The organism is Rhodoligotrophos appendicifer, from assembly GCF_007474605.1.
In the GTDB taxonomy this organism is placed as follows: Bacteria; Pseudomonadota; Alphaproteobacteria; order Rhizobiales; family Im1; genus Rhodoligotrophos; species Rhodoligotrophos appendicifer.
In genome coordinates this window covers 18,956-42,077 of the sequence record NZ_VHKL01000008.1, presented here as the reverse complement: position 1 = coordinate 42,077, position 23,122 = coordinate 18,956, and the positions used below count along the sequence as shown (strand labels likewise).

At 60.3% G+C, this 23,122-nt stretch carries 20 protein-coding genes, 2 pseudogenes and 1 riboswitch; of the genes and pseudogenes, 10 read left to right on the top strand and 12 right to left on the bottom strand.

Annotated elements, in window-relative coordinates:
• From FKM97_RS17710 to FKM97_RS17675, 8 genes and pseudogenes are all read right to left on the bottom strand, one after another.
• The gene (locus tag FKM97_RS17710) at positions 1–318 is read right to left on the bottom strand and encodes an SH3-like domain-containing protein (RefSeq protein WP_144293772.1); all 318 of its coding nucleotides are present in this window, start codon (positions 316–318) and stop codon (positions 1–3) included.
• 8 nt (positions 319–326) lie between these two features.
• Positions 327–980 (bottom strand): nitrile hydratase subunit alpha, encoded by a 654-nt coding sequence (locus tag FKM97_RS17705; RefSeq protein ID WP_144293771.1) that lies wholly within the window; start codon positions 978–980, stop codon positions 327–329.
• Between the two features lie 2 nt (positions 981–982).
• Complete coding sequence (locus FKM97_RS17700) at positions 983–1,336, bottom strand: SH3-like domain-containing protein (RefSeq protein ID WP_246105143.1); 354 nt, start codon at positions 1,334–1,336, stop codon at positions 983–985.
• Positions 1,337–1,457: 121 nt separating this feature from the next.
• Entirely contained in the window at positions 1,458–1,898 is a 441-nt protein-coding gene (locus FKM97_RS17695; protein ID WP_144293770.1) for a DUF6130 family protein, read from the bottom strand.
• Positions 1,899–1,931: 33 nt separating this feature from the next.
• A pseudogene (locus FKM97_RS17690) lies at positions 1,932–2,681 on the bottom strand (SDR family NAD(P)-dependent oxidoreductase).
• On the bottom strand, positions 2,681–3,652 hold the full coding sequence (locus tag FKM97_RS17685) for an MBL fold metallo-hydrolase (protein ID WP_144293769.1): 972 nt from the start codon (positions 3,650–3,652) through the stop codon (positions 2,681–2,683). Before FKM97_RS17685 ends, FKM97_RS17690 begins: the two are co-directional and overlap by 1 nt.
• 73 nt (positions 3,653–3,725) lie before the next feature.
• On the bottom strand, positions 3,726–4,655 hold the full coding sequence (locus FKM97_RS17680) for an alpha/beta fold hydrolase (protein WP_144294010.1): 930 nt from the start codon (positions 4,653–4,655) through the stop codon (positions 3,726–3,728).
• A gap of 164 nt (positions 4,656–4,819) precedes the next feature.
• Positions 4,820–5,641, bottom strand: a complete 822-nt coding sequence (locus FKM97_RS17675) for an alpha/beta fold hydrolase (RefSeq protein WP_144293768.1) — start codon at positions 5,639–5,641, stop codon at positions 4,820–4,822.
• Positions 5,642–5,970: 329 nt separating this feature from the next.
• Here FKM97_RS17675 and FKM97_RS17670 point away from each other — a divergent pair, with 329 nt between their 5' ends.
• The 6 genes and pseudogenes from FKM97_RS17670 to serA all read left to right on the top strand — a co-directional run bounded on the left by FKM97_RS17670 (position 5,971) and on the right by serA (position 12,370).
• A complete protein-coding gene (locus tag FKM97_RS17670) occupies positions 5,971–6,870 on the top strand; it encodes a LysR family transcriptional regulator (RefSeq protein WP_144293767.1) in 900 nt (299 codons plus the stop codon).
• Between the two features lie 206 nt (positions 6,871–7,076).
• Positions 7,077–7,715: a LysE family translocator gene (locus FKM97_RS17665; RefSeq protein WP_144293766.1), complete on the top strand. Its 639-nt coding sequence runs from the start codon at positions 7,077–7,079 to the stop codon at positions 7,713–7,715.
• Positions 7,716–8,125: 410 nt separating this feature from the next.
• Positions 8,126–8,314, top strand: a complete 189-nt coding sequence (locus FKM97_RS17660) for a DUF3606 domain-containing protein (RefSeq protein WP_144293765.1) — start codon at positions 8,126–8,128, stop codon at positions 8,312–8,314.
• 91 nt (positions 8,315–8,405) lie between these two features.
• Positions 8,406–9,311, top strand: a pseudogene (locus tag FKM97_RS17655) (DMT family transporter).
• Between the two features lie 267 nt (positions 9,312–9,578).
• Complete coding sequence (locus FKM97_RS17650; RefSeq protein WP_144293764.1) at positions 9,579–10,751, top strand: phosphoserine transaminase; 1,173 nt, start codon at positions 9,579–9,581, stop codon at positions 10,749–10,751.
• 38 nt (positions 10,752–10,789) lie between these two features.
• Positions 10,790–12,370: a phosphoglycerate dehydrogenase gene (serA, locus tag FKM97_RS17645; protein WP_144293763.1), complete on the top strand. Its 1,581-nt coding sequence runs from the start codon at positions 10,790–10,792 to the stop codon at positions 12,368–12,370.
• A gap of 73 nt (positions 12,371–12,443) precedes the next feature.
• On the opposite strand, the gene FKM97_RS17640 is transcribed toward serA, so the two are convergent.
• On the bottom strand, positions 12,444–12,917 hold the full coding sequence (locus FKM97_RS17640; protein WP_144293762.1) for a DUF992 domain-containing protein: 474 nt from the start codon (positions 12,915–12,917) through the stop codon (positions 12,444–12,446).
• Between the two features lie 87 nt (positions 12,918–13,004).
• Entirely contained in the window at positions 13,005–14,555 is a 1,551-nt protein-coding gene (betC, locus tag FKM97_RS17635; protein WP_144293761.1) for a choline-sulfatase, read from the bottom strand.
• Between the two features lie 161 nt (positions 14,556–14,716).
• Here betC and FKM97_RS17630 point away from each other — a divergent pair, with 161 nt between their 5' ends.
• Positions 14,717–16,009 (top strand): adenylosuccinate synthase, encoded by a 1,293-nt coding sequence (locus FKM97_RS17630; protein WP_144293760.1) that lies wholly within the window; start codon positions 14,717–14,719, stop codon positions 16,007–16,009.
• Between the two features lie 273 nt (positions 16,010–16,282).
• Here FKM97_RS17630 and FKM97_RS17625 read toward each other — a convergent pair whose 3' ends face one another.
• Positions 16,283–16,495 (bottom strand): hypothetical protein, encoded by a 213-nt coding sequence (locus FKM97_RS17625; RefSeq protein WP_144293759.1) that lies wholly within the window; start codon positions 16,493–16,495, stop codon positions 16,283–16,285.
• A gap of 182 nt (positions 16,496–16,677) precedes the next feature.
• Positions 16,678–16,805, top strand: a riboswitch (TPP riboswitch).
• 56 nt (positions 16,806–16,861) lie between these two features.
• Between FKM97_RS17625 and thiC the strand changes: the two genes are divergently transcribed.
• The 3 genes from thiC to FKM97_RS17610 all read left to right on the top strand — a co-directional run bounded on the left by thiC (position 16,862) and on the right by FKM97_RS17610 (position 22,602).
• Positions 16,862–18,718 (top strand): phosphomethylpyrimidine synthase ThiC, encoded by a 1,857-nt coding sequence (gene thiC, locus FKM97_RS17620; protein WP_144293758.1) that lies wholly within the window; start codon positions 16,862–16,864, stop codon positions 18,716–18,718.
• Positions 18,719–19,018: 300 nt separating this feature from the next.
• Positions 19,019–21,931 carry a hypothetical protein gene (locus FKM97_RS17615; RefSeq protein ID WP_144293757.1) on the top strand — a complete coding sequence of 971 codons (2,913 nt, stop codon included), beginning with the start codon at positions 19,019–19,021 and terminating at the stop codon, positions 21,929–21,931.
• A gap of 95 nt (positions 21,932–22,026) precedes the next feature.
• Positions 22,027–22,602, top strand: coding sequence for a hypothetical protein (locus FKM97_RS17610; protein ID WP_144293756.1), 576 nt, complete (start codon positions 22,027–22,029; stop codon positions 22,600–22,602).
• Between the two features lie 149 nt (positions 22,603–22,751).
• On the opposite strand, the gene FKM97_RS17605 is transcribed toward FKM97_RS17610, so the two are convergent.
• The gene (locus tag FKM97_RS17605) at positions 22,752–23,114 is read right to left on the bottom strand and encodes a nuclear transport factor 2 family protein (protein ID WP_144293755.1); all 363 of its coding nucleotides are present in this window, start codon (positions 23,112–23,114) and stop codon (positions 22,752–22,754) included.
• Between the last annotated feature and the right edge of the window lie 8 nt (positions 23,115–23,122).

The window sequence follows — 23,122 nt, the reverse complement described above, 5'->3', positions numbered from 1 at the left end:
TCATCGCTCCTCGATCTCTTTCATTTTCAGCGCAAGTTCGGTTGGCGTGAGAATTCCCTTCCTGAAGAGGATATTGGCGAAGGCCACGATCCAGCGCTCATAGTAGCTGAGCTTTCCTACCATCTCGGCGCCGAGAGCCTCGACGCCGTAGCGCTTTTCTTCGGTGTTTATGATTTTGTGGAAATCCAGGACGTCGGCCAAGGCATGACAGCGCTTTTCCCAGGGCTCGAGTTCGTGATCAACCTGCTGAACAGGATCGGCCGGCAACCCACCGATATCGTTGGGCAGGCGGCGCACAATATGCTGCGTGTCAGTCATGGTGGACCTCACTGCTCAAGTCTGACGGGGATCACGCCAATCATCGCATCGCGCGTGACAAGATCGGCCAGTTGCTGCTCGCTATAGTCTCCAGTGCCGTCCGGCCGCATGGGCAACACCAGATAGCGCACGATGGCTGTTGAATCGCTCACCCGAACTTCGACGTCGTCCGGGATGTTCGTCCCGAATTCAGCGAGAACGGCGCGGGGTTCGGACACAGCGCGTGCTCTGTAGGGTTTCAGCTTGTACCAATCCGGAGGCAGGCCGAGAACAGGCCGTGGGTAGCATGAGCACAGGGTACAAACGATCAGATTATGGACGTCGGGCGTGTTTTCGAGAACGATGAGTTGGGTGTCGTCGTAGAAGCTGATGCCGAGTTCCTCGCATGCGGTGCGGCCGTTCTCCAGAAGACGCACCTTGAAGGCTGGATCAACCCAGGCCCGGGCGACGACTTTTGCACCGAGCGCCGGGGTCCTCGAGTCGATGACTTCGATCTGGCCTCGGATTTCCTCTGCACGGATCAGCTTTCGCTCGATCAGAAGCTCACGGACAGCCGTTTCCATGATGTCGTAGTAGCCTGGCTTGCCGGTCAGCGAGATCTCGTCGTGATCATGATCATGATCATGATCGCCATGGCTGTGGTTATGATCGCCCTCAACCATATTCAGATCCTCTCAAGCCAGGTCTCGAAGACTTCGATGCGCAGCCCGTCTCGGGCTGAACCCGCATAGGCGGGCCATATCTCTGTCATCGGAACCGCCACGCGATAGTAATGCCGCTTCGACCCGGCATTCCGTCCGAAGCCCTCTTCTTCGTTGTCGACTGCAGCCGGCTCGATCACAGCTTCAATGGATCCCTCCTTTCCGCGCAGATAGATCGGCACCCGATAGTGACCGATCGGATGACGCGTGAGTATCCGAACGCGCTCTCCCGGCTGGAAGCTCGGTGCTTCGCCCAAAGCGCGAACAACACTGAAATCTTCATTTCTCGACGGGTCATCCAGGGTTGGCATCCTCATGTTTTCCCCCTCTTCAATCCGCGGAATACGCCGACTGCTCGCTCAACCGCGCCTCTTTCTTCGAAAAACTGCCGACGAGTGACAAGATCCATATCCACAGCACCCACCTCCTCGATTAAGATCAAGGCCGGACCGGAACTTCGAAATGCACAGTCTTGCTGTCAATGACATGATGGGTCGGGTCGGCAAGCTCGACCAGTACCTTATGCTGACCAGGCTGCAGCCCGACCACGATGATCGTCTCTCCACTGGCATCGACGAAATGCCAGGGCGCGTCATCAACGGTGATGTGGACATGGCCGATGCGCGGCGAAACGTCGAGGGCGCCTTTCCCGAAGACCGGTACCACACGCAGATTCTCCGTGCGGTACTGAATGAAGACGAGGCCACGCGACAGGGGCTCGGACAATGGCGGGTCAACATAAAGTTTTGGGGCAGGCTCGTTTTCAATGGCGACGAGCGGTGACGGGCCCACGACCTCTTTCGCGGACTGTGCAGAAACCCCGGTGGTCATAACAACGCTTGCTGCCACGGCGATCAGATCCTTGAAAAAGAGTGTCATCGTGACATCCTTCGTTTGAGAAGTGCGGCCGACCTAGATTTGTGCCGAGCCGCCATCGACGAACAACTCGCTTCCGGTAACGAAACTGCTTTCGCTCGACGCAAGAAAAAGCGCCGCGCTAGCAGTTTCCTCTGGGTTGGCAAGTCGACCCAGCGGCGTCGTCGTCGAAACAAAGCGCATCATCTCGTCACGCTCTGATGGAGAGGCGGCAAGGCCATGCCAGCCGGGGGTCGACGTTGCTCCCGGAGAAAGGACATTTATTCATATCCCTCTGCCGCTTAGATCGAGGATCCAGCTCCGGGCAAAGTTCCGGATCGCGGCTTTGGAGGCGCTATAGACGCTGAAGTTCGGCGTCCCCATCGTGCCCGCCGTCGAACCGACAAGGATGATCGAGGAATCGCGAGTCATCAGCGGCAGCGCCTTCTGGACCGTGAAGAGGGTTCCCTTCACATTGGTCCGGAACGTTTTGTCGAAGTGCTCTTCTGTAATATCACCAAGAGCGGCAAATTCACCGCCGCCTGCGTTCGCCACGAGAACGTCGATGGCCCCGGCTTCATCCTTTACAACCGCAAACAGGCGGTCGAGATCGGCCATGTCGGCGACATCCCCTCGAACACCTCGTGCGCCATGGCCAACCTCAAGGACCGCTGCGTCCAGCTCCTTTGCTCGGCGACCAGTCAAGAAGACGCGCGCGCCTTCCCTGGCAAAACGTTTAGCCATGGCCAGTCCGATGCCGCTGGTGGCACCGGTGATGACCGCAACTTTTCCGTTGAGCCGAGCCATCACACGCCCTCGTAAACCAGTCTGGTGAAGAAGGCCGGGTCGATGACGAAGTTGCCGAACTTGGCATCGAACGCGGCCGTGGGTTTCGCTGCAACGGTCTCGTCGCGGGTGCGGCCCTCCCGCTTCAGCTCGGCGACACTGTGCCTGATCGAAACAAGCATGTCGCGGAACTCCTGAAGCTCCCTGCGATTGCTGACCGGTTGACCGTGCCCGGGAATGATGATCGTCTTGTCGGTCGTCGCAGCCAGGTTGGCATCCGATGCAGCGATCATTCCGTCGATGCTGCCGCCCGTCGAATAGTCGATGAAGGGGTAGACGCCGTTCCAGAATGTATCCGCCACGTGGACGACATCCGCCTCGGAGAAGGTGACGGAGATGTCGCTGTCGGTGTGGGCAGGACCGTAATATTTCAGCGAGATGGAGGCGCCATTGAGCTTCAGTTCAAGGTCATCTTCGAAGACTTCGCTCGGGAGACTGTCAGCCGCGAGAGGCAGGAAATTGTAGTCCCATTCCTCCACGCGCTGGACCTGCGAAAGATACTTTCGCGTGTTGTTCTGCCCGATGATCTTCGCCCCATCCGGGCCCAGCCAGGAATTTCCGTCCGCATGGTCGAAATGCCAGTGCGTATTAATCAGGTGGGTTACTGGCTCGGCTGAAATCTCCTCCAGCCTCATTGTCATCTGTGGCTTCGAAACGCTGATCCCGGCATCCACAAGCAGCTTGCCGTCCGGCCCGGTCAATACCGCAACATTGCCCCCGGACCCCTCGAACACGCTGATGTTGTTGCGGAGTTTGTGCACGGTGATCGGTGACTTTGCTGCGCTGTCTTTGATCAGGCTGACCAGTCCACGTGCTTCTGCATACGCTTCGCGCGGGCTGAGCCATCCCCCCGTGGCAGCAACAGCCGAGGCGCCTACGCAGCAGAGACAGAAGCCGCGACGTGACAGAATATGTCGGCGTGGATTTGGCACTGGTTTGATCCTTGGGCTCGCGTAAATATGCGGTGTTTTAAGAAGGTGCCGTGACGTGGCATCTCAGCAAGTCTCAACTTTTGCTCTTCGGTGTGGTCGCCACCTTGCGATCCAGGAAGTTGCGGATCAGCGGCGCCATCTCGTCGAGCTTGTCCTCGAGCGCGAAATGTCCCGTATCGATGAGATGCAGCTCTGCTTCCGGGAGGTCGCGCAGATAGGGACTGGCCCCATCAGCCGGAAAGATCTTATCGTTCTTGCCCCACACGATCAGCGTCGGCGGCTTCCGTTCGCGGAAGAATGCCTGGAAGTCGGGATAAAGCGGGACGTTGGTGCCGTAGTCGTGAAAGAGGTCAAGCTGGATGTCCTTGTTGCCCGGGCGATCGAGCAAGGCCTGGTCATGAGACCAATTGTCTGGATCGATGCGCGACAAGTCGGACACGCCGTCAGTGTATTGAAACTTCGTGGTCTCCGGAGCGACGAGGAAACTTAAGGCCTCACGGTGAGCATCCGATCCGTCCGCCCAATAGGCCTTGATCGGATCCCAGAACTGCTTGAGGCCTTCCTCATAGGCATTGCCATTTTGAATAATCAGACCAGTCACCCGCTCAGGGTGCTTGAGCGCCAGCCTGTAGCCGACAGGTGCACCGTAATCCATGACGTACATCGCATAGTTTTCCACCTTGAGCTGACTGAGTAGGCCCTCCATCAAGTCAGCGTAGTGGCCGAACGTGTACTCGAATTGCTTGTGATCGGGCGCACTGCTCAGGCCGAACCCTGGATAGTCTGGAGCGATCACATGGTACCGGTCTGCAAGCAAGGGTATGAGGTTGCGAAACATGTGCGACGATGTCGGGAAGCCGTGCAGCAGCAGAACAACTGGCCCATCGGCGGGGCCAGCTTCGCGGTAGAAAATGTTGACACCCTGGACCCTCGCGGTGCGGTAATGGATGGTCGGCGGAGCTACTTGTTCGGCAGAGTATGCGGGGTTCAGGCCAAATGACATCGGCGCCGTCGTCGACGAGAGAAGAACGGATGCGAACGCCAGAGCGGCAGTCCTCGAATTCAACGTCATGATCTGCTCCTTGCCGGCCAGCGCCCGGCGATCGTTATCCTACGGGCCGCCATGCGACGGTTCGCCCGGCGCGAATGGCGCCGACTGTAGGCTTGTCAAGATTTGATAAATGCGAGCAGCTCGTCATTCACCCGGTCCTTGAGAGTGGTGCACATTCCGTGCGGCGCGCCCTCGTAGACGACGAGTTTCGCGTCCTTGATAATCCTGTGCGAAAGAAGAGCCGAGGCGGCGATTGGGACGATCTGGTCGTCATCCCCATGCAGGACGAGGGTTGGGACATCGAAGCGTTTAAGGTCTTCGGTGAGGTCGGTTTCAGAGAAGGCCTTGATGCAGAAGTAGGAGGCGGGGAGGCCAGCCATCATGCTCTGCAGCCAGAACGACTGGCGGACTCCCTCCGAGACTATCGCGCCGGGGCGATTGTAGCCGTAGAAGGGAAGGCTGAGGTCCATCCAGAACTGCGAACGATCCGCCACAACGGCAGCACGAAGTTTGTCGAAGGCCTCCATTGGAGTGCCGCCTGGATTCTTTGCGGACTTGATCATGACCGGCGGAATCGCGCCAATCAGTGCGGCCTTGGCGACGCGTTCGGTGCCGTGCCGGCCGACATATCGCGCCACTTCTCCGCCGCCGGTGGAATGACCGATGTGGATCGCGTCTTTGAGATCGAGCGCAGCAGTCAGTTCGGCAAGGTCATCCGCATAGGTGTCGAGGTCGTTTCCGTGCCACGGCTGGCTTGAGCGCCCATGCCCACGCCGGTCATGCGCAATGCAGCGGTAGCCACGGGAGGCGAGGAAAAACATCTGATCTTCGAATGCATCCGACGAAAGCGGCCACCCGTGGCTGAAGACGATTGGCTGGCCCGATCCCCAGTCCTTGTAATAGATCTCAACGCCGTCCTTCGTCGTGACTGTGTTCATTTGTGCGGGGCCTTAATGGTGCGAGCGAACCGTTCTCGTCGGAACGGCGGCTGAAGCCTTTTGTGAAATGGAGACGCTCGTCGCTGACTTTTCTGGTGGATGAGCGTTAGCAGCCGATGTGTCTATCGGCAGTGCCGCTAATTCCGAAGTCGCGACAAGACTGCGGACCATCCTGCTGCGGCGAGGCATAGCCCAGTCGTCTCGCGGGCTGTTGTTTGGATAAGTCATGCAGAACCTCCGGCCGACACATTCGTACCGCGTTGAAGTGGAACCTGACAGGCGGTACAATCGAGAGGCAACTTCCCGAGATTTGGAAAGGCAGGACGCAGATGGACCGCCTAGAGGCGATGTCGGTGATCATCGCCGTGACCGAGAGCGGCAGCATCTCGGCCGCATCGCGTCGTCTAAATTCGCCTGTCGCGACCGTCAGCCGGAAGGTCGCGGAGCTCGAGGCACGCCTAGGAGCCCAACTTTTTCAACGCACCTCGCGGCGGATGACGTTGACCGATGCCGGACGCTCCTACATCGACGCCTGCAGGCGCATTATTGAGCAAGTTGATGACGCGGAAAGGGAGGTATCTGGCGAGTACCGAGTTCCCAAAGGGGGGCTGGCGGTGACCACGCCTTGGGGCCTCGGGCATACGCATTTGCTGCCGCTTACAGTCGAATTCCTCGAAGCCTATCCAGATATTTCGTTGCGGCTCATGTTGACCGATCGGATCGTCAATACGACGGAGGAGAACATCGACGTCGCCATACGGGTCGGCCCCCTCTCGGACAGCACCATGATCGCCACTCGTATTGGCTCGATCCGTGTCGTCGTTTGCGCGAGTCCCTCATACCTGAAGGCCCATGGCGAGCCGAAGCAGCTCAGCGATCTGGCAAATCATCATTGCATCGCCATCGATGATCACATGATCCCTTCAGCCTGGAAATTTGTACGGGGCAGACGCACCATAACAGCGCCCATCAGCTCGCGGTTGTGTGTAAATACTTCCGAAGCAGCGGTTCTAGCAGCGATCGAGGGCGCCGGATTGGCTCGGGTCATGTCTTACAAGATGGCCGCTGCGAAGCGCGCCGGAGAACTCGCTGTCGTGCTGGAAGAGTTCGAACCGGAGCCTCTTCCAGTGCATATCATTTACGCGCCGCGAAAGCCGCTGCCACTCAAGCTGCGTGTGTTTCTCAACTGGATGACGCCGCGGCTCAAGACCCGACTGACCTTGGGCTGAGGGACGAGGTCATCTCAAACTCTGAAGCACGCCACCACACATCCACAGCCCACGCGCGCAGATCGTTGCGCATCCTGCCAATCCAGCATTCAAGCCACCAATGCACTGCTGCAGCAACCGTCCGACTGTGACTATTACCACTTACAGATCCTGAGCTTCGGCAGACCCTGCTTCCGCTTTGTCAGCGTGCCGCACGGGGGTCTGTTATGTCGAGCGCTCTGGAGTTTTCTACTCTTGGATCCTTCCCGATCTTCCTGGCCTACTTGCTCTATGTTCTCACGCCTGGACCCATCATGCTGGCAATCGGCTGCATGTCATCGATGCGCGGTTTCAGGGCAGCAATGCCAATGGTCTTTGGCATCTGCCTTGGCACCTTCTGCCTGGCGCTCCTGGTGGCCATGGTAACCGCTCACGCGGCCACTATGCTCTCCCCGACGACTCTCTATGTCGTAGCGTCACTTGCGCTGTTATGGGCCGCCTACCGGATTGCACGATCTTCTCCCGTGGAAGTCGACAGCGGCCGTGACCTTGTTCTCCCAGCGGTTTCGCTGGTTTCGGCCGGGTTGCTGATCGCTGTTTCAGATCCCATGACGGCAGCTTTCATGGCGGCGACATTCACCGGACCTCATCTTGAGCAGAGGAGCAGCATGGAGGGAATGGCGATTCTTGCCATGATGTTCGCGCTTCCCAAATTAGGCTGGCATGTCATCGTCGCCCTGACATTCTCCCGACCCCTCGCCCGAGCCGTCGCCCTGCGTCGTCAACTCGTCATCCGGTTGGCCGCATCAACGCTGCTTGTCGCCGCCGCCGCCTCCTGTGCCGTGAAAGCCGTGGGGCTGCCTTGACGGCAGTTACAGAAGAGTGGCTCGCCTATCTCAGGCTCAGCACTGCAGCGGAGAACCGTGTTAGGCCGCCGGGTTGAACCGGCGAAAGTGGTTCACTGTTTCTGACGGGACCCGACAGCGTCAGCCGCACAAGACCTCGCTCCTGGTCGAATTGTAAGCTGTGACAAGGTGCTCGCCACCAATGGATTAGTTGACGAGCTAAATATACATCCAGTCCATATCCAACCCAGAGTCCTCAAAAGCAACAAAGGCTGCTGGACAAGGGTCGAAGGGAAAGCTCAACGCGCGCCGGCGGGCCGACTCTCGAGTTTCCTCTACGCCGTGCCATCTGCAATGCTGCCGGAACTTCCAGTCCCCTAGTGGAATTCTGCCTTCAGAACGTGAGGCAAAGATTAACAGGAGAAGTTTGCATGGCTGACGACGACAAGAGCAAGCGAGGACAGCAGGACCGTAGCAGGGTGGCTGGTGAAGAAGCCTACGAGGTCCGATACTTCGCTGAAAAGCACGGTCTAACCACCGAGCAGGCCGAAAAGCTGATTGCTGAGGTGGGAAACAATCGAGATGAGCTAGACGCCGCGGCGGTGAGGTTAAAGGCCTAGCTTTTAGGGGCGAATAGCCCCTAGTTTGAGCGAAATCATCTGCCCTGAGTATGGATCTCCCATCCCACCGGAAACCGCAATCCAAGCCACAATACCTGCCTCCGCCCCGCAACGGGCTGCTGCGGCCAGGCAGGGGCTGCTGCTGGTCTTCGGCGCAGCACTGGTCTGGAGTTTTGGGGGAGCCATCGCGCGCGGGCTTGAGGTCTCAGACCCTTGGACGACTGTGGCGTGGCGATCCTTCTTTGCCTCAGTTTTCCTGCTGGGATTCATGCTGTGGCGCGACGGCGCCGCCGGGACCATGCGGCTGTTTCGCACCATTCGGTGTGGCGCTTTGCTTCGCCATCGCCTCTATCTCCTTTGTGGTGGCGCTCGGTTACACCAGCGTCGCCAACATTCTCCTGATGCAAGCCGGCGCACCGCTGATCGCAGCCCTGCTTGGTGTGATTTTTCTGCGCGAGGGAGTGGACAGGATCACCTGGGCGGCGATTCTGGCGGTCATCGCTGGAATAGCCGTGATGGTGTCCGATTCCTTTGCTGCCGATGTCTCGTTCATTGGCGACGGGCTGGCTCTCCTGATTGCCGTCGCCTTTTCCTCCGCAACAGTGATCACGCGGCGGTTTTCCAGCGTGCGGATGACGCCAGCTGTCTGCCTCGGCGTGATCGTCAGCACCGTGGTGGGCGTGATCTTCTCATCCGGGCTGATCGTCAGTGCCGTCGATTTCGGTCTCCTGTTCCTGTTGGAGCCTTAAACCTGGGTCTCGGCATGGCACTGTTCGCCACCGGCGCGCGGCTGATCCCATCGGCATTGGCGGCGCTGATCTCGACCCTGGAGCCGGTGTTTGGCCCGATCTGGGTCTGGTTAATCCATGCGGAGGTGCCAGCCACCCGGACAATGATTGGCGGTAGTATCGTGTTCCTGGCGCTGATCAGTCAAATCCTGTGGCATTGGAACTTAAACCGCCGCACGACATTACAGGTCCCGATCCGACCTCTTTGAAAAACGAGAGCACCTTGGGGGCCTGGAGCGCCATCAGCCGCGCCCTGAACCCGCTCATGCCCCACTCCCATGAGAACAAGAGCGGAGCGGCAAGGAAAAGCTCTGTGCCAATTTTGTGCTGATCCAGGGGGCACGTTCTTCCCCCGGTCTACTTTTCCATGAAATGAACTCCGACATAACTCTTGCGAGCTTCTGAGGTTTTCCTTAAAGACGGCGGTGGGACACCCCTCCCCACCGAGGGGCTGCTGTCTGAAAGGGTAGCTGCAGATGATGGACATGAAGAAACCGGCTCGGCGGCCGGCAAATCCGCTGTTTTCTTCCGGCCCCTGTGCGAAGATTCCGGGCTGGACCCCCACTCTCCTCAACGAAGCGTTTCTAGGAAGGTCGCACCGAGCCAAGGATGGCAAGGCGCGGCTGAAGCGAGCGATCGACCTCACGCGCGAAGTGCTGCAGGTGCCCGACTCGCATCTGATCGGCATCGTTCCGGCCTCGGATACCGGCGCCGTCGAGATGGCCCTCTGGACGATGCTTGGCGCCCGCGGTGTGGATCTTCTTGCTTGGGAGAGCTTTGGCGAGGGCTGGGTGACCGACGTGGTCAAGCAACTGAAGCTTGCTGAGGCGCGAGTCCTGAAGGCGCCTTACGGCCAATTGCCTGACCTGGCCGAGGTCGATTTCAACCGTGATGTCGTCTTCACCTGGAATGGCACGACTTCGGGCGTTCGTGTGCCCGATGCGAACTGGATCCCGGCGGACCGTGCTGGACTGACCATCTGTGACGCCACCTCTGCGGCCTTCGCACAGCCTCTGGATTTCGAAAAGCTCGATGTGGTGACCTTCTCCTGGCAGAAGGTCCTGGGAGGCGAAGCGGCCCATGGCATGCTCATCCTGAGCCCCCGTGCGGTCGAACGACTCGAGACATATACGCCTGCATGGCCGGTGCCCAAGGTCTTCCGTATGACGAAGGGGGGCAAGCTGATTGCCGGCATCTTCGAGGGCGAGACCATCAACACGCCGTCGATGCTCTGCGTGGAGGATTACATCGCAGCCCTCGACTGGGCAAAGCGGCTGGGCGGGCTCGAAGCGCTCATCGCTCGTGCCGATGCCAACGCCAAGACCATTGCCGATTGGGTCGCGGCGACCGATTGGATCGACTTCCTGCCTGAAAGCGAGGCGATTCGCTCCAACACCTCCGTTTGCCTGCGTCTCTCCGACAAGGCTGCGGCAGGGCTCTCGACGGAGGATCAGGCTGCGATCACGAAGGCGATCGCCTCCACTCTCGACAAGGAGGGAGCGGCCTTCGACATCGGTGCCTATCGCGATGCACCGCCCGGACTGCGGATCTGGTGCGGAGCGACTGTGGAGCGCGCCGACCTCCAGGATCTTCTGCCCTGGCTGGACTGGGCCTATGCCACGGTCACCGCTGCGCGCCGAGCCGCCTGAACATCCGATATCCCTGTTCCCATTCAAAGGAGGCTGACATGGCCCCTCGTGTTCTCATTGCGGACAAACTGTCCGACCGTGCCGTGGAGATCTTCCGCGAGCGTGGAATTGAAGTCGACGTGAAGACCGGTCTCGATCGCGACCAGTTGATGGCGATCATCGGCGACTACGACGGACTGGCCGTCCGCTCAGCGACGAAAGCCACGGTCAAGGTGATCGAAGCCGCAACGAAGCTGAAGGTGATCGGCCGCGCCGGGATCGGCGTCGACAATATCGACGTGCCCGCCGCAACCGCCAAGGGTGTGATCGTCATGAACACCCCCCATGGCAACGCCATCACCACCGCCGAGCATGCCATTTCGCTCATGATGGCCCTCGCGCGCCAGATCCCGGAGGCGAATGCGTCGACCCAGGCCGGAAAATGGGAGAAGTCGCGCTTCATGGGCGTCGAGCTCACAGGCAAGACCCTGGGTGTGATCGGCTGCGGCAACATCGGCTCCATCGTCGCGGACCGGGGCATCGGCCTGCGTATGCGGGTCGTTGCCTACGATCCCTTCCTCTCCGAGGAGCGCGCCCTAAGCCTCGGCGTCGAGAAGGTCGAGCTCGACGACCTGCTGCGACGGGCCGATGTCATCACCCTGCACACGCCGCTGACCGACAAGACCCGTAATCTCATCGATGCGGCAGCTCTGGCCAAGACGCGCAAAGGAGTCCGCATCATCAACTGTGCCCGCGGTGGCCTAGTCGTCGAGGCTGACTTGAAGGCCGCACTCGACAGCGGCCATGTGGCGGGTGCAGCCCTTGATGTCTTCGAGACTGAGCCCGCGACGGAAAACGCGCTCTTCGGCATGCCCAATGTCGTCTGCACGCCGCATCTGGGTGCCTCTACGGCGGAGGCGCAGGAGAACGTCGCCATCCAGGTCGCCGAGCAGATGTCTGACTATCTCCTGCAGGGCGCGGTCTCCAATGCAGTGAACATGCCCTCGATCACCGCGGAGGAGGCCCCGCGACTCACCCCCTTCGTCAGACTGGCGGAGCAGCTGGGCCTGTTTGCGGGTCAGTTGACGGAGAGCAGTCTGCAGGGAGTTCGCATCGAATATGCGGGCACCGTCGCCGAGATGAACATCCGCGCCCTGACCAGCGCGCTCCTTGCCGGACTGTTCCGGCCGATGCTGTCGGACGTGAACATGGTCAATGCACCGGTGATCGCCCGTGAGCGCGGTATCGCCGTCGACGAGGTGCGCCAATCGAAGCGTGGAGCCTATGACAATTACATCCGGCTGACCGTGACGACCGCTCGGCAGGAGCGCTCAGTGGCGGGAACGGTCTTCTCCGACGGCAAGCCGCGCATCATCCAGATCAAGGGCATCAACATGGAAGCCGAGCTCGGTGCCCACATGCTCTATGTGACGAACGAGGACAAGCCGGGCTTTATCGGGGCCTTGGGGACTCTGCTCGGCACCTCGGGCATCAATATCGCCACCTTCCATCTCGGACGCCAGGCGCCCGGACAAGATGCCATCGCCCTGGTGGAGATCGACGAGGCCATGCCCTCGGAGGTGCTGGCGAAGGTCTCCGCCCTGCCGCATGTCCGCCAGGCAAAGCCACTGGCGTTCTGAAGGGCGGGGCTCCAGGGGTGATCCTTCGAGAGGCAGCCTCTCGAAGGACGAAGGACGAGGGTGTCGTGGGAGCCTATCTCACATAGCGCAATTCGAGCGCGCCCACCCCGAGAGCGACATTGGCGCCGGTCTGGATCGATGCACTGAAAGGCTGCAGCGTGAACGACCGGTTGCCTCCGCCCACAAGCGCGTTAGCGCCGACGCCGCCACCGACCGTGGCTTCTCCTGTGATGCCTGCATAGGTCCCGGCCAAGGCTCCGCGGCCGAATTTCGTGCGCGGCGCGAAGACGACCCATTTCACATAGGCCTTCTTGGTCGTCCCGATATCGATGCCGAATTTTTTGAAGGAGCCGCGATAGCGTTCCTTGCGGCCGTTGCCGACAAAATTGCAGGAGACCGCCTTGTCCGATCCGAGGATGAAGCCGGTGCCGCTGGCGACGGTGCAGGTCAGGACGCCGACCTTCACGCCCGCAGCGCTTGCGGGGGAACTGAGAAGGGCAAGGGGGACGAGCACGGCGCCAAGGCCGAGAAATCTATGCGCACGCATGAAAGCTATCTCCGAAAATAAATCACCGCACCGTGATTGTGAGAGTGATAAGCGCTGTGAACACGACAAATTCGTGGCGTATGTGGCTTACCGCCTGCGGGTTTTTGGCGGCTCCTCGCGATAGGGGATCCTGGCCCTCCGATCCGTGTCGTAAAGCTCTCCCCCGTAATTGCGATTGTACTGTTTCGTCGCATCGAAGAGGGGCTGGAAATCCCACGGCGTGACCTTGCCGGTCAGCAGCGCATCCTGCACCAGAAGGCGGGCCTGTTGGCTGGCGACGACCTGGCTTCGCAAGGCGCGCGAGTCCCAGCGTGCATCAGCCGCCGCTGCGAATTCGGCGGCAAGGCGGGTATGCGCAGGGTCATCCGCCAGGTTCACGAGCTCGTCCGGGTCGGCCTCGGTATCGAAGAGCTGGGGAGGATCACCCGCGGCGGTCACGAACTTGAAGGTGCCGCGTTTGATCATGAACACGGGCTCCGTCGTCCCCTCGGCAAAATACTCCCCATAGACAGTATCCGGCCAGCCCGCAGAGGAGCCTTGGGCAAGGGGCAGAAGGCTGGAGCCGTCCACGGGTGCGGCCAGCGGAGGCGCTTCGGGGCCGGCAATGTCCATGAGGGTGGGGAGCAGATCGACCAGCGAGGCGTTCTCCTTGACGCGCCCAGCTGTGAGCGTTCCGGGCCAGTTCATGATCAGCGGGACCCGGATCGAACGCTCATAGAACACCATCTTGAACCAGAGCCCCCGCTCCCCGAGCATGTCGCCGTGATCGGCAACGACCATCACGACCGTATTGTCGGTGAGGCTGAGATCCTTGAGGGTGCGCGTGATGCGCCCCACCAGGTCGTCTGCATAGGAGGTCATGGCGTAGTAGCCATGCCGGGCGGCCCGAATATGCGCGTCCGTCACTTCGTATTCGCCGCGATCATACAGCTGCCACATGCGTTGCGAGAACGGGTCGCGCTGCTCGAGCGGAAGGGCGGCGACCCGCGGCATGTCGATATCCTCCGACCGGTACCAGTCCCAGAAGGGCCGGGGAGCCAGATAGGGGTCGTGCGGATGCATGTAGGAGACGGTCAGCATGAAGGGTCGCTCGTCCTTCGACCGCGCCGCATCATAGAGCCACCGCGAACCTTGCCAGGCGACCTCCTCGTCGTAATCCATCTCCAATGTCCGGTCATAGGGGCCCGCCTCGGTGACGGAGAGCATGTTGTGGAACCACCAATGGACGCGCTCGGGGTCATCCCAGGTGGGCGTCCAGCCGTAATCGCCGGGATAGACGTCCGTCGTGACCCGATCCTCGAACCCGTGCAGCTGGTCGGGGCCGACGAAATGCATCTTGCCGGCCAGACATGTCCGATAACCCGCCAGCCGCAGATAATGGGCGAAGGTCGGGATCGCTGCGGGGAAGTCTGAGGCATTGTCGAAGGCGCCGATGCGCGAATTCCTCTGCCCCGTCATCATCGAAAAGCGCGACGGGCCGCACAGGGCCGAGTTGCAGTAGAAATTGTCGAAGACGACGCCCGTCGCCGCCAATGCGGACAGATGCGGCGTCTTGACGAGCCCGTGGCCATACATCGGGAGCGATTGCGGTGCGAGCTGATCGAGCATGATCAGGACGATATTCGGTTGCTTGCCCATGCGACTCCCCTGCCGTGACGAGGCGATGATCGCAGATCGGGGTGCCACGGCAATGGCGGGAGCGACATGCTCGGCCCGTCACCCGACATCATCGCTTGGGATGCCTGACGATCCGCGCTATAGACGGCGCCGTTTGCAGAGACGTTTGAAGGAATGTTTTGATGGCCAATGTGGTCGTGGTCGGCGCCCAATGGGGCGACGAAGGCAAGGGCAAGATCGTGGACTGGCTCTCGGAGCGCGCCGATGTCGTGGTGCGCTTCCAGGGTGGCCACAATGCCGGCCATACGCTGGTCATCGACGGCAAGGTCTTCAAGCTGTCGCTGCTGCCCTCGGGCATTGTGCGGCCGGGAAAGCTCTCGGTGATCGGCAATGGGGTGGTGGTCGACCCCTGGGCCCTGTGCGGTGAAATCGAGCGGCTGCGGGGGCAGGGGGTCGAGATCTCCCGGGACAATCTGCGCGTCGCCGAGAACGCCGTGCTCATTCTGCCGCTGCACAGCGAGCTTGATGGCATCCGCGAGGAGGCGGCAGGTAAGGGCGCCATCGGCACGACGCGACGGGGCATTGGTCCCGCCTATGAAGACAAGGTCGGGCGTCGCGCCATCCGGGTCATGGATCTCGAGCGTGTCGAGGAACTCGAGGGCAAGATTGCGCGGTTGCTGAGCCACCACAACGCCCTGCGTCGCGGCCTGGGCGCGCCGGAGGTTGATCCCCAGGCCCTGCACGACGAACTCTGCGCGGTGGCACCGAAGGTTCTGCCCTATGCCGATTCGGTCTGGATGCTCCTCGACGAGCATCGCCGCGCCGGCAGCCGCATCCTGTTCGAGGGTGCACAGGGTGCTCTGCTCGATATCGATCACGGCACCTACCCCTATGTGACCTCGTCCAATGTCGTCGCCGGTCAGGCAGCGACCGGCTCGGGGCTGGGACCGGGGGCCATCGGCTATGTGCTGGGAATCGTGAAGGCCTACACGACGCGGGTCGGGGCTGGACCTTTTCCGACCGAGCAGCTGAACGAAGTCGGCCAGCGCCTGGGCGAGCGCGGCCATGAATTCGGCACCGTGACCGGCCGTAAGCGGCGCTGTGGCTGGTTCGATGCCGCCCTTGTCCGCCAGACCGTGAAGACCAGCGGCATCAACGGCATTGCGCTCACCAAGCTGGATGTGCTCGACGGCTTCGAGGAGCTGAAACTGTGTGTGGGCTATCGTCTGGACGGCAAGCGCATCGATCACCTCCCGGCAAGCGAGGCCGCGCAGGCGAGGGTCGAGCCGATCTACGAGACCGTGGAGGGGTGGTCGCAATCGACGCAAGGCGCGCGCAGCTGGGCCGATCTGCCGGCCCAGGCCGTGAAATATGTGCGCCACATCGAGGAGCTGATCGAGTGTCCCGTGGCGCTGCTGTCGACGAGCCCCGAGCGCGACGACACGATTTTAATGACGGATCCCTTCGAGGATTGATAGAGCGGACCCCCCTCGTCTGGTCGCACTGCTTCTGCTGTTGCCTACCCAAATCGCTCCAGTCACGTCATCATGAAATCCGTTTCGGCTGTGTACAAGGGTAAGTTTTTGAGCGCTTCCTTGATTTGGTCCGAATGTTGAGACAAATTACTCATCATGCTTTGAAATTTCGGGTCGTCGACGTTCCCTAAAAAATCATTAATTTGATTCAGATTATCTGGAATTTTATTTAATCTACTGTTTAAAAAACCTTTCTGCCACTCCAATTGTTTGTCAATTGCGCCACTCCATGAATTTAAATGAAAATATTTCTCTGGTTACATTCATTATAGTTCCAGACAACACGGTTGTTTTGAGTAAGTTGGGCGTCTCATCGTATTTATTACCGAAGTTTAATTTTAAATAATTCATGATGTTGTCGGTTTCTATAAGAAAACCACTTATATTATCTTGAACTGCAATGTGAACTGGTGCAACCCTTGTCATGGAAAATCTCCTATTGGCAAAATGGTGTTACAGCTTGAGACGGGATCATCGCCTAAAACGCGCCAATTTAAATAGGAAGGGATAATATCAACCTTGGGTTGTGTTGTCCAGGAAGTCCGTGGCAGTCCGAGTCCTCCCTTTCTTGAGACTTGCCTCCAGCGGCTCTATCGCCCACACTGAAACCTCGTTCCGAGGGGTGCGCCTTAACCGGTGCTGAGATGCTCGGAAGCCTGATCCGCTTCCATCCAGAGCAAACCCTTCGAACCTGATCCGGGTCATGCCGGCGAAGGGACTGGAACACGCCGTTCATCCAGCTCGACGTCTGTCTCCCGGATCTCCTTGTGCAACAGGACCAGGAGATCTGACATGAACAAGCCCATCAAGCCTGCCGATCTGACGGCCCCGACGGTCACCACGGGGCCGCTGCCGGCCAGCACCAAAGTCTACACCCATCCCGCGGCCGACACCGATCTCGCGGTACCGTTCCGCGAAATCGCGCTGCATGCCAGCGCCAACGAATCGCCCTTGCGTGTCTACGACACCTCCGGCCCCTTCACCGATCCCACGGTCTCAATCGACGTTGAACAGGGCCTCGCCCGCAAGCGCACCGACTGGCTTCTCGAACGCGGCGGCGTGCGCGCCTATGACGGCAGGACCATCACGCCGGAGGACAATGGTGGCGTCGGGGGCAAGCATCTCGCCCGCTTCTTTCCCTTGACCCACAGGCCGCTGATCGGCGACGGCTCCAAGCCCCTGACCCAGTTGCAGTGCGCCCGCGCCGGGATCATTACCAAGGAGATGGTCTATGTGGCCGAGCGCGAGAATATCGGTCGCAAGCAGGCCCTGGCGGACGCCGGCAAGATCCTGGCCGATGGCGAGCAGTTCGGCGCCGAGCTGCCGGAATTCGTGACCCCGGAATTCGTGCGCTCCGAGATTGCGCGGGGGCGGGCGATCATCCCCTCCAACATCAACCACGCCGAACTTGAGCCGATGATCATCGGCCGCAACTTCCTGGTGAAGATCAACGCGAATATCGGCAATTCGGCTGTGACCTCCTCGGTGGAAGAGGAGATCGAGAAAATGGTCTGGGCCATCCGCTGGGGCGCCGACACGGTCATGGACCTGTCCACGGGTCGGAACATCCACAACACCCGCGAATGGATCATCCGCAATGCTCCGGTGCCCATCGGCACGGTGCCGCTCTATCAGGCCCTGGAGAAGGTCGACGGCGATCCCGTGAAACTCGACTGGGAGGTCTACAAGGACACCCTCATCGAGCAATGCGAGCAGGGGGTGGATTACTTCACCATCCATGCCGGCGTCCGTCTGGGCTACATCCACCTGACGGCCGACCGGGTGACCGGCATCGTCAGCCGCGGCGGCTCGATCATGGCCAAGTGGTGCCTCGCCCATCACAAGGAGAGCTTCCTCTATGAGCGTTTCGGCGACATCTGCGATCTCATGGCGAAATATGACGTGTCGTTCTCTCTGGGCGACGGCCTGCGCCCGGGATCGATCGCCGATGCCAATGACCGCGCCCAATTCGCGGAGTTGGAAACGCTGGGCGAGCTGACGCAGGTGGCTTGGGCGAAAGGGTGCCAGGTGATGATCGAAGGGCCGGGCCACGTGCCCATGCACAAGATCAAGATCAACATGGACAAGCAACTGCGCGAATGCGGCGAGGCGCCGTTCTACACGCTGGGCCCCCTGACCACCGACATCGCGCCAGGTTACGATCACATCACCTCGGCGATCGGCGCGGCCATGATCGGCTGGTTCGGCACCTCCATGCTCTGCTACGTCACCCCGAAGGAGCATCTTGGGCTGCCGAACCGCGATGACGTCAAGGAGGGCGTGATCACCTACAAGATCGCAGCCCACGCCGCCGACCTCGCCAAGGGGCACCCGGGCGCCCAGATGTGGGACGATGCCATGTCCCGCTCCCGTTTCTCCTTCCGCTGGGAGGACCAGTTCAATCTGTCCCTGGATCCCGAGCGGGCCCTGAAGTTCCACGATGAGACCTTGCCCAAGGAGGCGCACAAGGTGGCGCATTTCTGCTCCATGTGCGGCCCGAAATTCTGCTCCATGAAGATCACTCAGGACGTCCGCGACTATGCAGCCAAGCTAAACGATCAGACGCAGGGCATGGCTCAGATGTCGGAGAAGTTCATGGAGCTCGGCGCCGAGGTCTATGTGCCGGACGGGCATGCATCGCGGCCCTAACTGCTTGCTGCGGACCCCCAGGAGCCAAGGCGGTGCGTTTCTCGCGCCGCCTTTTTTCATGTCCCTGCAGTTCCGATGCGCGTGAATGCGTTCACCAATCGTCAAGCATGCAACCTTAAATAGTATAGAGATGTATTTACAAGACGCCGTTGACTTTTTATGGACTGTACGGCAAATGTTTGTGGATCAAATTTTTGAATGGTCCGCTATTATTATCAATTTCATCAGTCAAATAATCCTCTGATCATAACAACTATTTAACTTACATAAATTCCTATAATTTATTGGAGAGTAAGAGTCATGGAAACGTATGGATTTCTGTTTCTTAGGAGATCGACCAACCGCTCTGCCTCGACGTTGCTTTTGGCGGGCACCAGCTTAAGTGCCTTGATTGCCATTTCATCTGCGGCGATGGGGCAGACATCTGCGGGCCCGCGCGCCGACAAGGGGGCGACGGACCGGGTCGGACCGCTCGCTTGCATCACCCGCACCGTCACCGGCAGCCATGGAGCGACCGAGACGGCGACGGCCTGCGATGGCCGCGAAGGAAAGGGGCCGACACCGTTTAATGTCGCCAATCCGCTGGGCGCGCTTGGCATCGGCTATAATGTGAGACTGGGTCAGAACGACCTCGTGCTGGGCTCGAATGCCTTTGGCAACGGGAACTCCACCACCATCGGCAATTCCGCCTTCAGTTTCGGTGAGAATACGGTGGCCGTCGGCAGCAACGCCGAAGCTCGAGCTTTCCAGGGCACGGCCCTTGGCGAAGCCGCGAAATCGCTTGCGGAGCAGTCGACATCCATCGGCGCGGAGGCTCAGGCTGGACTGGCGACCGACGCAGTGGCCTCCGACAGGACCAAGGAGTCTCTGAGGGGCAAGAGGTCGACCGCCATTGGCTTCCGCGCCTTGACGCTCGATGACGACGGGACGGCGATGGGTGCCCACGCACAGGCAGGACTGGCGGCGACGGCGATCGGGCCTAAGGCCAAGGCGGGGTTCCAGCGATCGGTGGCGATCGGCGACCGGGCGGAGACGACTGCCGACTATCAATTCATGTTTGGGACGGCGGAGAATGCCTATGTCATGCCGGGGCTGTCGAATCGGGCCCGCAGAGAGCTCGGCGCGGATGACGGCTTCGTCTTCGCCGATCCGGTGGGTAGATTGTCGGCGGTCGGTTATGACGACGTCCTCGCCAAGTTCAGGGCGGACCTCGCCAAGGACGGAGCCACTCCCTTCAACCTGCCAGATGGGATGACGCTCCAGGGGTTCCAAACCGAACTTCAGCGCATCCGTGACAACACTGGCCAGCACGCCCGCTCGATCGCGGATGCTGTCGACGATGTGAAAGCGCGCGCCAATGAGGCCAACAAGCTGGTGGCGGATCTGTCCACGCGGAGGCAGGAGGTCGACGGCTTCGTGAGCACAGCCAACCAGGCCGCCGACAAGGCGGGCCGACACGCCCTGGCGGCCGAGCTCTCGGCCCAGGCGACCAAGGAGTATGAGGACGCCGCAAAGAAGAGTGCCGACAACGCGCGTTCAGCCGTCGCACCCGTCAACGCCGAACTCAACCGGGCGAAGGGTTATGCCGACGAGGCGCAGAACCATCTCGGCCGCACCGTGAACAGTGCAAATATGGCCCAGGAAAATCTGCGCGACATTGAAGCCACGAAGAGGGGGGCCGACAGCGCCGCGCAAGAGATGAACCGTCTCCAAACGGCGGCAGGGCAGGACGGGGCCTTCATCACCGAGGCTAGGATCAGAGTCTTGGAAGACAAGGATAAGATCGCTGGTTATGCGACGGAGGCAGAAGGCTTTAAAAGCAACGCCGAAGGCAGCGCGAACGCGGCGGATTTCGCAGCGCGGGAGGCCGACGAGGCCCTGAATCGTGCCAAGCGCGGTGGTGGGGGGACCGAGCCCAAGGGGCAGGGGGACCAATCGGGCGGAGACGCTCCCGGCATTGCGGCGGTGAATGCTCGCCTTGGTGTGAACGACCGGGCGGTGAGCAAGCAAGTCGGAGTGATCGGCGAGATCAATAGCCGCCTTGGAGTAAACGATCGGGCGGTGACCACCCAGGGTGACAGGCTCGGCGCGGTGAATACCCGCCTCGGTGCGAACGATCGGGCGGTGACGACCCAGGGCGACAAGATCGGCGAAGTGAACACTCGTCTTGGTGTGAATGATCGTGCTGTGACGACCCAGGGCGAAAAGATCGGCGGGGTGAACACCCGCCTCGGCATCAACGATCGTGCTGTGACGACCCAGGGCGACAAGATCGGCGAAGTGAACACTCGTCTTGGTGTGAATGATCGTGCTGTGACGACCCAGGGCGACAAGATCGGCGAAGTGAACACTCGCCTTGGTGTGAACGATCGTGCTGTGACGACCCAGGGCGAAAAGATCGGCGGGGTGAACACCCGCCTCGGTGTGAATGATCGTGCGGTGGCGACCCAGGGCGAAAAGATCGGCGCGGTGAACACCCGCCTCGGCGTCAATCACCGAGCGGTTGAAAAGCAAGGTGGGCGCATCACCGTCCTGAATGGCGAGATCAAGACCAATGGAGAGGCGATCGGCCGCCAGACGACGACCATCGCGGAGCATGAGGCGATCCTCACCGGCAACGGGAAGGCGCTCGATTCGCACGGCAAGATCATCGAGAACCATAAGAGCCGCTTGGACGGCCATGATGATGACATCACGGGGATCAAGGCCAAAACCGATCAGATGGAGGTCAGCAACGGCAACGTCGCTCTGGGAACATCCGACAGCACGCACAGCCTGCGCGGCGTGACGTCGCAAAAATCGACGGAGGCCCAGAAGGGCGAGGTCAAAATCGTCACCACCGATCAGGATGGCAACCTTGCAGCGCGAGACTTCAACGAGTTATTCACCTCGGCGGCGCTCGGCCCGGTCAATGCGCGCATCGGCACGCTTGAGCATGGAATGGATATCCTGAGCGGGCGGATGGATCGTCTCGATCACCGGATGGATCGGGCCGAGGAGGGCATCGCCATGGCCATGGCGATGGCGACCGTGCTGCCGGCCTTCGACAAATATGCCTTCTCTGCGAATATGGGTGGCTTCGGAGACAAGCAGGCCATGGCCTTCACTGCCGCTGCCCGTATGCTTCCAAACCTGATCGTATCCTCAGGATTGGGGGTCTCCGCGCAGAGTGGTTATGTGAGTTACCGGTTCGGCGTGGCCGTCGCCATGTAGCTCTGCCCGCAGGCCAGTGTGTTAACCTCTGGTCATGATTGAGACGTAATACAACCATAGGATGAGTCGATCTCATCCTATGGTTAGAGTTTTTCATGCGTCGCTCTTTCATCGCCGTCGTGGTTGTCTGCGGAGGGCTGCTCCACGGCACAGGGACCTTCGCCCAGGTTTCTGCCACTGCTGGAGGGATCGAACGGTCCCAGGACATTCCTCAGGACCGGGAGCTGATCGCCATCATACGGGGGACCGTCACGGCCTTCGATCAGGCGAACCGCACCGGGAATTACACTGTCTTCAGGCAACTGGCTTCCAACCCGTTCCAGGACGAAAACTCTGTGGAGAAGCTCTCCTCCATCTTCAAGGAATGGCGCACCGGCGGGTTCAATCTCTCCTCGCTCGCGGCCCTGGACCCGATCATGACGCGCAAGCCGATGGTGGATCGCCGCGGCCTTCTGCGGCTGGCTGGCACCTATAAGACGAGTTCCGGCGCGCTGACCTTCGACTTGGCCTTCGCTGCCGATCCCGAGCGCGGCTGGGTTCTGTTTGGATTGACCATGACGACGGACATTCAGGACCCGTCCTACCGGGACAAGCGGCAGGCGGCTTCAGGCAAACAGCTCATACGCATCCCGGACCTGCCGATTCCCGCCAACCCCTCGCGCCGCAACTGATCGACGGCCGGCCGTGAACTCATAAAGGCGGATGACCGGGATCGTGAAAAGCCGACGTCGGGGAAACGTCAACGATGTTGCCGAGACTCGATTTCCGCGGCCCTCAGTTTCTGGATTTGCCACAGCAAGGATCGCGGACAGGGACGATCCTACATGTGAAGGTGGTAGAGCTTGCTGACGATCTTCCACTCTCCGGCGATCTTGAGCAGGGAAAGATAATCGGTGAACCTCATCTCCCCGAACTCGTCCTCAACCTTCACCGTGGCGGCATCGACTGTAATGTCGAGCAACGAGACTTTCCAGTTGGGGCTGCTGTTCGGTGCCAAGCCAGCCCCTATCACCTCTCCCACATAGGCATCGACGCTCAGCCATTCGACTGCCCCTTGGTAGTTGCCGATGATCGATGCTGACGCGTGAAACGCCGCACGCAGCTTCTGCTCGTCGGCAGTGGACATGGCCAGTACGTAGGCCTCTACAGCAGCATTGATTTGGCTCTCGTCGGTCCGCGACATCAGAGCAG

Excerpts from the sequence above, each read along its gene's own strand:
- FKM97_RS17665 (WP_144293766.1), top strand. The coding sequence starts at position 7,077 with ATGTCGAGCGCTCTGGAGTTTTCTACTCTTGGATCCTTCCCGATCTTC.
- serA (WP_144293763.1), top strand. The coding sequence starts at position 10,790 with ATGGCCCCTCGTGTTCTCATTGCGGACAAACTGTCCGACCGTGCCGTG.
- FKM97_RS17670 (WP_144293767.1), top strand. The coding sequence starts at position 5,971 with ATGGACCGCCTAGAGGCGATGTCGGTGATCATCGCCGTGACCGAGAGC.
- FKM97_RS17615 (WP_144293757.1), top strand. The coding sequence starts at position 19,019 with ATGGAAACGTATGGATTTCTGTTTCTTAGGAGATCGACCAACCGCTCT.
- FKM97_RS17680 (WP_144294010.1), bottom strand. The coding sequence starts at position 4,655 with ATGTCATTTGGCCTGAACCCCGCATACTCTGCCGAACAAGTAGCTCCG.
- FKM97_RS17625 (WP_144293759.1), bottom strand. The coding sequence starts at position 16,495 with ATGACAAGGGTTGCACCAGTTCACATTGCAGTTCAAGATAATATAAGT.
- FKM97_RS17610 (WP_144293756.1), top strand. The coding sequence starts at position 22,027 with ATGCGTCGCTCTTTCATCGCCGTCGTGGTTGTCTGCGGAGGGCTGCTC.
- thiC (WP_144293758.1), top strand. The coding sequence starts at position 16,862 with ATGAACAAGCCCATCAAGCCTGCCGATCTGACGGCCCCGACGGTCACC.
- FKM97_RS17605 (WP_144293755.1), bottom strand. The coding sequence starts at position 23,114 with ATGTCGCGGACCGACGAGAGCCAAATCAATGCTGCTGTAGAGGCCTAC.
- FKM97_RS17700 (WP_246105143.1), bottom strand. The coding sequence starts at position 1,336 with ATGAGGATGCCAACCCTGGATGACCCGTCGAGAAATGAAGATTTCAGT.
- FKM97_RS17695 (WP_144293770.1), bottom strand. The coding sequence starts at position 1,898 with ATGACACTCTTTTTCAAGGATCTGATCGCCGTGGCAGCAAGCGTTGTT.
- FKM97_RS17650 (WP_144293764.1), top strand. The coding sequence starts at position 9,579 with ATGATGGACATGAAGAAACCGGCTCGGCGGCCGGCAAATCCGCTGTTT.
- FKM97_RS17710 (WP_144293772.1), bottom strand. The coding sequence starts at position 318 with ATGACTGACACGCAGCATATTGTGCGCCGCCTGCCCAACGATATCGGT.
- betC (WP_144293761.1), bottom strand. The coding sequence starts at position 14,555 with ATGGGCAAGCAACCGAATATCGTCCTGATCATGCTCGATCAGCTCGCA.
- FKM97_RS17705 (WP_144293771.1), bottom strand. The coding sequence starts at position 980 with ATGGTTGAGGGCGATCATAACCACAGCCATGGCGATCATGATCATGAT.
- FKM97_RS17675 (WP_144293768.1), bottom strand. The coding sequence starts at position 5,641 with ATGAACACAGTCACGACGAAGGACGGCGTTGAGATCTATTACAAGGAC.
- FKM97_RS17640 (WP_144293762.1), bottom strand. The coding sequence starts at position 12,917 with ATGCGTGCGCATAGATTTCTCGGCCTTGGCGCCGTGCTCGTCCCCCTT.
- FKM97_RS17660 (WP_144293765.1), top strand. The coding sequence starts at position 8,126 with ATGGCTGACGACGACAAGAGCAAGCGAGGACAGCAGGACCGTAGCAGG.
- FKM97_RS17630 (WP_144293760.1), top strand. The coding sequence starts at position 14,717 with ATGGCCAATGTGGTCGTGGTCGGCGCCCAATGGGGCGACGAAGGCAAG.